Annotated in this window: 10 protein-coding genes; 2 read left to right on the top strand and 8 right to left on the bottom strand. The window is 55.4% G+C overall.

Annotated elements, in window-relative coordinates; translation table 11 throughout:
* Positions 1-120: 120 nt before the first annotated feature.
* Both AB7S84_RS00130 and AB7S84_RS00125 read left to right on the top strand, forming a co-directional pair.
* A complete protein-coding gene (locus tag AB7S84_RS00130; RefSeq protein ID WP_428152610.1) occupies positions 121-1,866 on the top strand; it encodes a YcaO-like family protein in 1,746 nt (581 codons plus the stop codon).
* A 26-nt stretch (positions 1,867-1,892) separates the two neighbouring features.
* Positions 1,893-3,110, top strand: coding sequence for a lipoprotein-releasing ABC transporter permease subunit (locus AB7S84_RS00125; RefSeq protein ID WP_428152608.1), 1,218 nt, complete (start codon positions 1,893-1,895; stop codon positions 3,108-3,110).
* On the opposite strand, the gene AB7S84_RS00120 is transcribed toward AB7S84_RS00125, so the two are convergent.
* From AB7S84_RS00120 to secA, 8 genes are read right to left on the bottom strand one after another with little or no spacing between them, the layout of a single operon-like run.
* On the bottom strand, positions 3,101-3,754 hold the full coding sequence (locus AB7S84_RS00120) for a CPBP family intramembrane glutamic endopeptidase (protein ID WP_020875220.1): 654 nt from the start codon (positions 3,752-3,754) through the stop codon (positions 3,101-3,103). The two genes, AB7S84_RS00125 and AB7S84_RS00120, sit on opposite strands and share 10 nt — an antisense overlap.
* Positions 3,730-5,196 (bottom strand): HEAT repeat domain-containing protein, encoded by a 1,467-nt coding sequence (locus AB7S84_RS00115; RefSeq protein ID WP_428152605.1) that lies wholly within the window; start codon positions 5,194-5,196, stop codon positions 3,730-3,732. Before AB7S84_RS00115 ends, AB7S84_RS00120 begins: the two co-directional genes overlap by 25 nt.
* Positions 5,197-5,226: 30 nt before the next feature.
* Positions 5,227-6,042, bottom strand: coding sequence for a hypothetical protein (locus tag AB7S84_RS00110; RefSeq protein WP_428152603.1), 816 nt, complete (start codon positions 6,040-6,042; stop codon positions 5,227-5,229).
* Positions 6,043-6,051: 9 nt separating this feature from the next.
* Complete coding sequence (locus AB7S84_RS00105) at positions 6,052-6,384, bottom strand: HIT domain-containing protein (RefSeq protein ID WP_428152601.1); 333 nt, start codon at positions 6,382-6,384, stop codon at positions 6,052-6,054.
* Positions 6,381-7,118, bottom strand: coding sequence for a leucyl/phenylalanyl-tRNA--protein transferase (aat, locus tag AB7S84_RS00100; protein WP_020875224.1), 738 nt, complete (start codon positions 7,116-7,118; stop codon positions 6,381-6,383). The genes AB7S84_RS00105 and aat overlap by 4 nt, the downstream gene beginning before the upstream one ends.
* A gap of 14 nt (positions 7,119-7,132) precedes the next feature.
* Entirely contained in the window at positions 7,133-9,415 is a 2,283-nt protein-coding gene (clpA, locus tag AB7S84_RS00095) for an ATP-dependent Clp protease ATP-binding subunit ClpA (protein WP_020875225.1), read from the bottom strand.
* A 2-nt stretch (positions 9,416-9,417) separates the two neighbouring features.
* Positions 9,418-9,732 (bottom strand): ATP-dependent Clp protease adapter ClpS, encoded by a 315-nt coding sequence (gene clpS / locus AB7S84_RS00090; RefSeq protein WP_020875226.1) that lies wholly within the window; start codon positions 9,730-9,732, stop codon positions 9,418-9,420.
* A gap of 21 nt (positions 9,733-9,753) precedes the next feature.
* Positions 9,754-12,279 (bottom strand): preprotein translocase subunit SecA, encoded by a 2,526-nt coding sequence (gene secA / locus AB7S84_RS00085; protein ID WP_020875227.1) that lies wholly within the window; start codon positions 12,277-12,279, stop codon positions 9,754-9,756.
* Positions 12,280-12,648 lie beyond the last annotated feature (369 nt).

Below are 12,648 nucleotides of genomic sequence, written 5' to 3'. Positions count from 1 at the left end.
TGAGTAGGTGTCTATACCAGAAGCCGATGGGCGTGTCAAATTAAAAAATACTTGTTTTATTCCCTGAAAAATGTGCATGATAAATGATTATGAAATCGTAGTATCCTAATGGAGAAAAGCATGACCGATAAACTTGTATTAAACGACGTCTTCAAGCAGTCAACCCATGACCTGGATAAAACGCTGCCGCCGGAAGAAACCGTAAGGCGGTTCAAGGACAGGATAGCACAACTGAATCTTCACATCCTGGATGAGGTCGTTCGCATCGACAACGGCCGCCTGGGGATTCCGGTCTACATGAGCTACTGCGGTCCCGACGCCGAAACGGTCACCGGCACTCGAAAACAAATGGGAAAGGGGGCGACGCCCGAGCAGGCCGAGGCCAGCGCGGTGATGGAACTTGGCGAGCGGTTCAGCTTCTTCAGCTACTATCACAACCCTGGGAATTTCATCATCGATACCTGCGAGAATCTCAAGGATCGCGCCCTTTCATTCAAAGCGGTGGCGCGCTCCGTCCACGACACCTCCGAGGATCGAGACCAGGCCCGGAAAATCTTCGAGTCGCTCCCCCTCCGGTGGGCCCGGGGTTACAGCCTCACCGAGGACAAACCGATCCTCATCCCCTTTGACTGGTTTTTCACCATCAACGAATTCAACGGCGCCTGCGCGGGAAACTGCGTGGAGGAAGCCCTCAACCAGGGGATCTGCGAGGTGGTGGAGCGTCATGTTTCATCGGTGGTGAGCCGGGGTCGTCTCAACGTTCCCGGTATTCAGCCCGATTCCGTATCCGACCCGGTCGTCCGGGAGATGATCGAAAAGTTCAAACGAGCCGGAGTTCGGATCCATCTTTCGGATTTCAGCCTCGACACGGGCATCCCCACTGTGGGAGTCCTGGCCTGGGATCCCGAAACCTTCCCGGAAAAAAGCGAGATCGTCTGGACCGCCGGGACTACGCCCAATCCCCAGAAGGCCCTGTGTCGGGCGCTGAGCGAAACCGCTCAGCTGGGGGGAGACTTCAATTCGGGATCCAATTTTCTGGCGAGCGGGCTGCCCAAGTTCACGGACATCGACGAGGCCCGGTACATTACCCGACCGGAGGCGACGCTTACCATCGACGCACTTCCCGACCTCTCCCACAACAACCTCAAAATCGAGATTCTGAACCTTCTCTCAGCGCTTTCCCGTCACGATATGAACGTCCTCGCCGTCGACGTCACCCATGAAAAACTGGGAATCCCGGCTTTCTACACCATTATCCCCGGCGCCCATTTCAGAGAGCGGGCCGAAGGGGGAAGTGTCGGAATGTTCTGCGCGAAGCTCATCGCCGAAAAGAACCCCGCGCCGGTGGCGATCATGACCCTCATGGAGGTCGAACACCGGCTCCCGGACAAATACTACATTCAGTTCTATCTTGGAACCGCCTATCTCGAGATGGGTGAAACCGAAACCGCACTGACCTGTTTTCAGAAGTCTCTCGACTTGAATCCCGAACCACAGGATGTCCCCAGCATCTACTCTTTCATGGGGGTGTGTCTGAAAGATCTTGAACGTTATCAGGACGCGCTGACCGTTCTGGAAAAGGGAATTCGACGCGATCCGGCGCGCACCGACCTTTACAATCTCAAGGGCTTCTGCCATTTCAAGCTGAAACAGCACGAACAGGCCATCGAAAGCTTCAAGGCGGTCTTGCGTATCGACCCCGGCTCCGCCATCGATTATGCCAACATCGCCGTCAACTATCGGGATATGGGGAATACGGAACAGGCGATCTTCTATTTTCAGATGGCCCTTTCTCTTGATTCGTCCATCGACTTTGCCAGAGACGGTCTGGAAAAACTGCTGTCCGGGACAAAGCATAGCCAATGACCCACGACGATCGGGTATGACGCCTCATGGCTTTTGAATATTTCATCGGGAATCGATATCTGATAACCCGGAAGAAGCAGACATTCATCTCTCTGATCACCTTCCTCTCCACCGCAGGGGTGGCCGTGGGCGTTATGGTGATGATCGTGGTCATCGCCGTCATGTCGGGAGCCGAATCCGAGCTTCGCTCCCGCATGTTGGGGATCACCGCCCATGCCGTCATCCTCCGGCACGGCGGGGAGTTTACGAACTACTCCCAGACATTGCAGAAGCTCCGGCAGACACCGGACGTCACGGCGGCAACCCCCTATATCTTTACCCAGGTCATGCTGCGATCGGCTTCGGCCGTCACCGGCGTCGTCCTCAGGGGAATCGATCCCGCTACCGCCGGAACGGTAATCCGCAGCCTGGATCGAAAAGCGCTGGATGCCCTGAACCATACCGGCCAATCCGGAAAAGCCGTTCCGGGAATCGTTTTGGGCAAGGAACTGGCGAACCTTCTGGGCGTGGCTCCGGGAAAACGGGTCTCACTCATTATTCCCGGCGGCGGCATTGCAAAACTACCCACCGTTCGGCAATTTCAGGTCGTCGACACCTTCGAATCCGGACTTTACGAGTTCGACAAAGGCATGGCCTATGCGACCCTCTCCGATGTACAGAGAATATTGCAGGTGCAGGATGCCGTCTCCGGCATTGAAATCCGGGTCAACGACATCTATCGGGCCGGAGAGATATCGCAGCGTGCGGCCGAAAGCCTCGGTCACGAATATTGGGGCCAGGACTGGATGCGCATGAACCGAAACGTCTTTTCGGCCCTGAAGCTTCAGAAGACGGTGATGTTCATCATTCTCGCGCTGATCGTTCTGGTGGCGGCCTTTAACATCGCAAGCACACTCATCATGATGGTCATGGGAAAAACTGGAGATATCGCCATACTGAAGGCCATGGGGGCAACAGATCGCAGCATTCGAAAGATTTTCGTGTACAAGGGGATGGCCATCGGAACGGTGGGCACCCTTTTGGGCACCATCGGCGGATTCGTTCTCTCGGGCGTCCTGAAACGCTATCATTTTATCGAGTTGCCAAAGGATGTCTACTTTTTCACGACCCTTCCGGTGAGTCTCGAATTCCTGGACGTAATCGTTATCGTCTTGTCGACCCTGGCCGTCTGTTACGTGTCGACCCTCTACCCCGCCCGCCGGGCAGCCCGGTACAATCCCGTGGAAGCTTTTCGCTACGGGTGACGGGCTCCGCAAACCATAAGCGACAAGAAAAACAGCGCCGTGTTACCCAACACGTGAAGCGTTATGGGGGCCGTCAGACGACCTTTTGCCTCATAGGCCGCAGCAAACAGGATGCCGCCGACCGCCTGAACAACACCCGGGGAGGAATGGAGGAGAACAAAAGCGGCAGTACTGATACCCGTGGCCATAACCACCCCCCAACGCCTCAGATAGCCATATAGGATTCCCCGAAAGAAGATTTCCTCGGCAACAGGCCCGATGAGCCCACCGACCACAAAAAGGGTGATGCGGTCGTCCGTTTCCCGGAGAAGCCGGACGGGAAGCCATTCCAGGGGATCGATCCCCAGACCCGGCAAGACAAATAAAGCACACCCCGCCATCCCGCCGGCGACGGCGGACCAGACCAGACCCTGAAGAAGACCCGGCAATATCGAACCCTTCCGCATACCGATCTCGTCAAGTCCGCCCCTCCAGACCCGAAGGACAAGCGTGAAAGCGACAATCTCGGCGATCCGTCCCCAACCGAGGGCCGCCATCGGGTTGATACGGTCCGATTCAATGGACCACCACATCAGAATTTCGATGCCGACAACGGCGGCAACCGCCGCTCCCAAAGATCTCAGTTGAATACGTTCTGATGCCATCCCAATCTCTTCAAGGCTCTGTAGGCATGGAGCTGGACATACCACTCACGGGAGCGGTGGATTACCGAGAGGAGAGGGGCGACGGCGCGTCGATCGCCTCTCCGCCCTAATGAACGGCAGGCCTGGTAGGCGACATTGACCTGGGGATCGTCCAGAAGATCCACGAGAACGGTAAAGGTGTCGGGGCTCCGCGCGAAAGCGAGGGACCTTGCCAGCCAGTAACGTTCCATGGGGTCCTCACCACGCGCCATCCCTCGAGGATCCGCAAGCCCTTGTATATCCCGCTTTTCACGGCAAAGACGGATCAGGCCCTTGATCCGCAACGCGGCGTCATCGGCATGAAGGAATGCTTTCAACGCCGCCTTGCCTGCCGCCTTCTTTTCGATCGTCCCCGAGGTCCAGGACAGCACAAGACTGCCTGCGGCCAAGGCGACAAAAACACTCGCCGCAGCCGTTCCAATCGGTCCCAAGCGTCTTCCGGCGAGGCAGTGAACGGGGAAATAGACACCACCATAAATGGTGAGCAGACAGATCGCCGTGAGGGACGCAAAAGTGATCCGCCTCAAACCGACGTCGCGGTCCGTCTCGGCTGAGAAATCCTTCAGCGTCAATCCGGGGCGAGCAAGGAATTCCCCGGCGGGAACCTCGAGGATCGTTTTTCCCTGACGATACAACGACAGGCGTTCCCCATCGATTCGCACCACCATGTCATGAGGCCCCCCTTCACCGATTTCCAGCCAGTCCAGTCGGGCGAGGGTCGGTCTCAGACGAGCGATCGTCGGGTTACCGCGAAGGTCTGTGGCACGCCAGGTTCGGATGAGTTCCTGATTGAGGGACTTGAAGGCCTGGGCAGGATAGAGGGTATACCGGTAGTAGAAATTATTGGCGCCGATACCGATGGGATTGGTGAGGAGAAGACGATCCCGCACGGCGGAGAAGACGGCGGTGTCGGCCTTCAACAGCATTATCCCGCCCAGAACGAGGATTCCCAGGAGATGGATTGCTCCGACGCCCCGTACAGTGCTGCCCGGGCCCCGTTTATCCCGGATCGACGCGGCGAAGACCGCTGCGGGAATCAAGACGGCATAGGCGGTGGCTGCCGCCGAGACACCGTTGGAATTCATCACCCCGATCAGACCGGTCCACAAGAGGATGAGACTCCAGCGGACCGAAAGGTTCCGGTTCCGATGCCACCACCCAACGGCGGGAAGGGACAGAAAAGTAAGCCCCAGGCCCAGGGTTAAGGTAAAGAACACCCCGCCGTAAAAAGCGGTATGCCAGTCTTTCAGAGATTCGGCGACGGCGGACGACGGCACCGCCACAAAGCCGGCATCCAGAAGGGATTTGACCTTTTCGTAATGATCGATGTTGGAGATCCGAACATGAACGACGGCAATGGTCTGGGCCGTCAGGAGGCCGGCAGCAATGCTACGGATCGCCATGTCATTCCGCCTTCCGGCGGCTCCGTGGAATCATATTGTGATCACGCCGCGGGATCCTGTAACGGCCGGCCCGGCCGAAGGCGACAAAACGGCATGTGGAAGCCCTTGAAACACCTTGGAAAATGCGTCCTTTACAACGCTGTCTTCCCCTTGCCGCTCCTGGCGACGCGCTGCTTTTTCACGCTTCGCCATCGCCTTGATACTGTTGACGTAATACATACTGATGCTGAACTCCCGCCGACCCACCGGGTTCGGCGCCGCCGACAGAATCAGAACATCTCCGTTTTTATCCCAGGAGTAGGCCCGGGCCCCGCCGTCTCCCCAGGCAATGGCTTTCGGCTCCCCATAGCGGTCCTTCAGGGTATCCAGGATATCGACTTCGTCTCTGCCGGCCCGGATGCGGATAACGAGAGGTTTCCGGGTATTGGCGTCAAATATGAGCTCAACGAAATCAAAGGGAGTGACCTGCTTTGACATGTGCCGATACATGAGGGTCACTGTATCGTGCTCGACACGAATACCGCCGGAGCCGTTCAACTCCCGGTTGAGGATGTCGAGATCGGGAAAATGCTCCCGAAGAAAGCCGGAGTAGTTGATCTCGAGATTCATCACGTTGCGGCCCGAAATGCTCTCTTTGCCGAGCTTGCCCCTGAGATCCGACCGCAGACCGTCGGTGAGCGGTGTGTTGGCGCCGACCTCGAAAAATGTGAAACTTTCCGGAACTGCGGGACTGTCGGGCGGACGGGTTTCCTGACCGCAGGAAAGACAGACGCCAAGCAGCAGGCCGCAAAGAACGGTTTTCAGCCGTACCGTCATTCGCGGGCGCGAATACCAATATCCTTTCATTTGGATCCCCTATCGATTCCAGCCGCCCAGAAGATGCAGATGAAGATGAAAAATGACCTGTCCCCCGCCGCGTTCGACATTGAACAGAAGCTTGTAACCTGATGCGGATAGCCCCTCCCTGGCGGCCATATCACGGGCCACCGCGATCATTTCCCCCAAAAGCGATTGGTCTTCGGCCACCACATCGTTGATGCTGCGGATATGCTTTTTAGGCACGATCAACAGATGGACCGGCGCATGGGGATGAATATCCCTGAAGACCACAACCGATGCGTTCTCAAACAGAAAGTCCGTGTCGGTATCGCCGCCGGCAATCCTGCAAAACAGGCATGCTTCATTCATAATTCCACAACTCCTTGGCTTCGATGTTCATTGTCGAAGGCAGGTGTTGCATCATCAAAACGCCACCTCCCCCGCCGGGTTTTGACCGCAAGGCATTTTTCGAGGCTTTTCAGAAATATTTTTCTCGGGATCTCCTCCGCCCCAAGTCGAACCAGGTGGTCGGTACGGACCTGGCAGTCAATCATATCGAACTCCCATTTTTTGAGCTGACGCACCAGCGTGACAAAGGCCGCCTTGGATGCATTGCTGACACGGGTGAACATCGATTCACCGAAAAAACAGGCGCCTAAAGAAACGCCGTAAAGTCCCCCGGCTAGCTTTCCATCGGACCAGGCTTCCACGGAATGGGCGTATCCCGCCTGATGAAGCAGGATGTACGCCTGGATCATCTCTTCCACCAGCCATGTCCCCTGTCCGGCCTCGGTTCGCACCACTGCACACTCCCGGATGACCCGGTCAAAGGCCAGGTCGAGGGTGATCTGGAAGCGGCCCTGCTTCAGAATCTTTTTGAGACTTTTTGAAACGTTCATCCGGTCGGGATAGAGCACCAGTCTCGGATCCGGAGACCACCATATAATGGGATCATATTCGGAATACCAGGGGAATATCCCCTTTTTGTAGGCCAATATCAGCCGTGGAAGACTCAGATCTCCCCCCACGGCCAACAGACCTTCCCGCTCCGCCAGATGCGGCGGGGGAAATCCCAGTTTATCGGATAATTCAAAAACCGGCATGGTCCGTCAGTCCGTCACGCCCTCTTTTGCCGAAGATCGGCCCCACGAGCGTCCGAAGACGCGTTGATAACGAAAGCGATACGCCCGTCCGCCAGTTGAGCGGACACGCTGCCGCCTTTTTCCAGCTGCCCGAACAGGATTTCATCCGACAACCGATCCTTGATTTCGGTCTGGATAACGCGGCCCAGGGGTCTGGCGCCGTATCGTGGATCATACCCCTTTTTCGCCAGCCAGGTCCGGACCTCATCCGTAATGGAAAGCACCACCTTCTTGGTCGAAAGCTGGAGATTCAACTCCCGGATGAATTTATCCACTATCCGCTCCATGATACCGATATCGAGGGCATTAAAGTTAATGATGCCGTCGAGTCGGTTTCGAAATTCCGGGCTGAAATATCTCTCGATGGCTTTCTGCCCCTTGCGCTTTACATCCTGCCGGGCATCCCCGAATCCGATGGTTTGAGTGCTCATCTCCCTTGCACCGGCGTTGGAGGTCATAATGATGATGACGTTTCTGAAGTCCGCCTTCTTGCCGCTGTTGTCGGTAAGTGTAGCATAATCCAGAACCTGCAGCAAAATGTTGAAGAGGTCGGGGTGTGCCTTTTCGATCTCGTCGAACAACAGGACGCTGTGAGGATGTTTCCGGACCCCGTCGGTCAGGAGTCCGCCCTGGTCGAAACCGATGTATCCCGGAGGAGCGCCGATAAGGCGAGCCACGGCGTGCTTCTCCATGTACTCGCTCATGTCGAACCGGAGAAATTTGACCCCCAGACTGGTCGATACCTGACGGGCCACCTCGGTCTTCCCGACCCCGGTAGGCCCGGTAAACAGGAACGATCCGACCGGGTGGTCGGGGTTTCCCAAGCCGGCGCGGGACCGCTTGATGGCGGTGACCAGGGATCCGATAGCGTCATCCTGGCCGAATACAACACCCTTCAGGCTTTCGGCCAGATGTTCCAGCCGGCTCCTGTCCGTAACCGAAACGCTCTGGGTGGGAATCCTGGCGATTTTAGCCACGATCTTCTCGATATCGGACGCATGGATCTTCTTCCGGTTGGCACCGCCGGTCAGACGGATGAAAGCCCCGGTTTCATCGATGACGTCGATGGCCTTGTCCGGCAGGAAACGATCATTGATGTACTTGGCCGAAAGTTCTGCGGCCGCCTTCAGGGCCGGATCGGTGTAAACGATGTCATGATGATCCTCGTAATAGCTCTTCAACCCCTTCAGGATTTTGTAGGTCTCGGCCGCTGACGGCTCCGGCACCTCGATTTTTTCAAACCGGCGTGAAAGGGCCCGGTCCTTTTCCAGGTGGTTCTGGTATTCCTCGTAAGTGGTGGAGCCGATGCACCGAATCTCTCCGCTGGCCAGAAAGGGCTTCATGATGTTGGAGGCGTCCATGGAGCCGCCGGAGGTGGCCCCGGCGCCGACAATCGTGTGAATTTCATCGATGAAGAGGATGGCGTTCTTCTTATCCTTGAGCGCCGTGATTACCCCTTTGAGTCGTTTTTCGAAATCCCCCCGGAATTTTGTTCCGGCGAGCATCGCTCCCAGGTCCAAAGCATAAATCCTCACGTCCTTGAGCAGGTCCGGGATTCGCTTCTCGTGGACCATGATGGCCAGGCCTTCAGCCAGCGCGGTCTTCCCGACCCCCGGTTCCCCAACAAAGACCGGGTTGTTCTTCCGGCGGCGGCAGAGAACCTGAACCGTACGTTCGAGTTCCGCTTCACGACCGATAAGCGGATCGATCTTTCCCTCCGCGGCCTTTTGAACCAGTTCCGTCGTAAAGGCCGAAAGCATGTCGCCCTGTCGGCTTTTGGACCGGGTCTCATCTTCCTGCTCGGGTGAATTCGATGCTTCGTAGGTCTCCCTGGGGGTTTCGTGGGAAATGTAGTTCAGTACATCCAGGCGCGTGATGCCCTCGGCATTCATAAAATAAGCGGCATGGGACTCCTTTTCCTGAAAGATGGACGCCAGAATATCCCCCACGTCCACCTCCGGCTTTTCCGCGGAACGTGCGTGATTCACAGCCCGTTGAATTACCCGTTGGAAACCGGCAGTCTGCTGAAAGACATATTCCTTACCCTCCGGAACGCTTTCAAGACGCTCATCGAAAAATTGGGTGAGTTGGTTTTTCAGATTCTCGATATTCCCGCCGCAGTTCCGAATAATCTCTATCCCGAAATCATCGTGCAGGATCGCGTAAAGGACGTGCTCCACGCAAACATGATCATGGCGTCTTCGTTTGGCTTCCCTTACTGCAAATCCGAGCGTAGCACTCAGTTCTTTACTGATCATGGCTATTCTTCCTCCATCGTGCATTTCAGCGGAAACCCGTTTTCCTCGGCGAGTCGCGAGACGGTTTCCACCTTTGTCTCCGCAACTTCATAAGTATACACGCCGCAGACGCCGACGCCTTTCCTATGGACATTCAGCATGATCTTTGTCGCCGCTTCAACCGTTTTGTTGAATACATACATCAGGATCTCCACCACGAATTCCATGGTCGTGTAATTATCGTTGTGGAGGAGAACCCGGTACATGGAAGGTTCGCGAACGTCTTCCAGCGTATCGGTTGAGACACTTTCCTGGATATCAGGATTGTTTTGGCTCATATCATTCCTCGGGCCTTCACCTTATTTGCCACAACATTTTTTGTATTTTTTCCCGCTGCCGCAAGGGCACGGGTCATTTCTGCCGATTTTGCGTTCCCGTTTGACGGGCTTTTTCTTGAGGGAGCCGTCAGTATCTCCGCCTGAAAAGACCAGATCCTTATCCTTGGGCTCCGTGAAATCCTCCAGGGCATCCGGTTTGGCGACCTGGATTTTGAACATGATCTCCACCATCTCTTCCTTGATTCGGTGGATCATGCTGTTGAACATCTCGAACCCCTCTCTCTTGTAAACGATCAGCGGGTTCTGCTGGGCATATCCCCTCAGGCCGATCCCCTCTTTCAGGTGATCCATGCTGAGCAGATGGTCTTTCCACAAGCTATCGACGGTTTGCAGCATAACATACCGCTCGATCATCCGAAATTGTTCGGGGCCGACCGTCTGTTCCCGCTGGCCGTAAACCGCCAGAGCCTTGTCGGATATCAACTGCGCGACGCCTTCGGCGTCGAGACCTTCGAGAACGGCCGCATCCAGCGCCATGCGGATATTGTACTGTTTGAAAACCGCATCGCTCAACCCCTTGAGGTCCCAATCCTCGGGCAACGACTTTTCATCGATGAAATCCGCTGCGATTTCATCGGCCCGCTCCAGAATCATCTCTTCGATGGAGCTTCGCAGGTCCTCTCCCCGGAGGGCCTCCCGTCGTTGCTCATAGATCACCTCGCGCTGTTGGTTCATGACGTCGTCGTATTCGAGGAGATGCTTACGGATATCGAAATTATGGGCCTCCACCTTGGCCTGAGCATTTTCAATGGCCCGGCTGATGAGGTTATGCTCAATGGGCTCACCCTCTTCCATTCCAAGCTTGTCCATCACGCCGGTAATACGATCTCCGCCGAAAATTCGGAGGAGGTCGTCCTCCAATGCCAGATAAAAGCGAGATGATCCGGGGTCTCCCTGCCGACCTGAACGTCCTCTGAGCTGATTGTCGATCCGCCGGCTCTCATGGCGTTCCGTTCCAATGATGTGAAGCCCTCCCAGTGCCTTGACGCCCTCTCCGAGCACGATGTCGGTACCTCGGCCGGCCATGTTGGTGGAAATGGTCACCGCACCCGGCTGTCCGGCCATGGCCACAATTTCCGCCTCCTTGGCATGATGCTTGGCGTTGAGAACAGTGTGTTTTACACCCTTCTTTTTAAGTTTTTCGCTCAATTCCTCCGAAATATCGATGGAAATGGTGCCCACCAGCACTGGTTGTCCTTTTTTGTAGAGCTCCTGAATTTCTCGAATCACCGCATCGAATTTCTCTCGTCTCGTTTTGTATATGGCGTCGGGATAATCCTTCCGAATCATGGGCATATGTGTCGGAATGACCATAACATCCAGATCATAGATCTTCTTGAATTCCGCCGCCTCGGTGTCCGCCGTACCGGTCATGCCCGCCAGCTTGTCATACATTCTAAAGTAATTCTGGAAGGTAATGGTCGCAAGCGTTTGGTTTTCGTTTTCAATCTTCACGTTCTCCTTCGCTTCGAGCGCCTGGTGAAGACCTTCGCTGTAGCGTCGCCCCGGCATAAGGCGTCCGGTGAACTCATCGACAATGACGACCTCGCCGTTCTTGACGATATAGTCCACATCCCGTTTGAACAGGGTATGGGCTTTCAAGGCCTGGTTGACATGATGCAGCATTTCGATGTTTTTGGGATCATAGATGTTGTCCACCTTCAACATCTCCTCGGCCTTGGCGATCCCCTCTTCCGTAAGCACCGAGGTTCGGGCCTTTTCGTCGATGGTGTAGTCCGTGTCCCGTTTAAACCGCGGAATGATCTCGTTGACCTGATAATACAGATGGGTCGATTTTTCGGCGGGTCCAGAAATGATGAGCGGCGTCCTTGCTTCATCGATCAGAATGCTGTCCACCTCGTCCACTATGGCAAAATGGAGTTCCCCCTGAACCAGTGCCTCCAGTTCATACTTCATGTTGTCCCGAAGGTAATCAAAACCGAATTCATTATTAGTTCCATAGGTTATATCGGAACTATAGGCGACGTGACGCTCCTTGTCGGTCATGCCGTGAACGACGGTGCCCACCGACAGCCCCAGGAATTCGTAGATTCGCCCCATCCATTCCGCGTCGCGGGTGGCCAGGTAATCATTTACGGTCACAATGTGAACGCCTTTCCCGGTGAGCGCGTTGAGGTAGGCCGGCAGGGTCGAAACAAGGGTTTTCCCTTCACCGGTTTTCATTTCGGCGATCTTCCCCTGGTGCAATACGATTCCACCGATAAGCTGAACGTCGAAATGGCGCATCTTGAGAGTTCGGATGGAAGCTTCCCTGGTCGTGGCGAACGCCTCGGGCAGAATATCGTCAAGCGGTTCGCCTCTCTCGAGACGCTCCTTGAATCTTGCTGTTTGACCTTTCAGGGCGTCGTCACTCAGGGCCTGAATTTCAGGCTCAAATGCATTGATCCTTTCTACGATCGGCTGTAGCTTTTTGAGTTCTCTTTCGTTTTTGCTTCCAAATACCTTGGTCAGAAAGTCGAAAATCATGAAGAATAGGTTCCTTTCAGGAGAATATATCCGGATTCCCGCCAAGCGGCGGCAAAAGCCTCCTCCCGGATAACAGAATCGCGTCAGGACATCATCGGGATCGGCCGGGCTTTTGTAGACGTCCGCAACAACACTCGTTTTTACCGGTGGGCGGCGATGCGTCGACTCAGACAACCGCCGTTTCAAGGCCTTGCAGCCGATTATCTCTTGAGGCGATCCTAATAAAATCTTCTCAACATATTAAGATGAAAAACAGTGGTTGTCCATGAATAAAGCACGTTTTACCGTGCTGGATCCTGAATGGATAAAGGGATTGGGGCAGGGAAAATCAACGGTGGAGCATCGCCCCGGATTTCTATCGCCAAAACC

This window comes from Desulfococcus sp. (genome assembly GCF_050178255.1).
In the GTDB taxonomy this organism is placed as follows: Bacteria; Desulfobacterota; Desulfobacteria; order Desulfobacterales; family Desulfococcaceae; genus Desulfococcus; species Desulfococcus multivorans.
The sequence above is the reverse complement of the archived record's forward strand: the minus strand, read 5'-3'. Positions and strand labels throughout refer to the sequence as shown.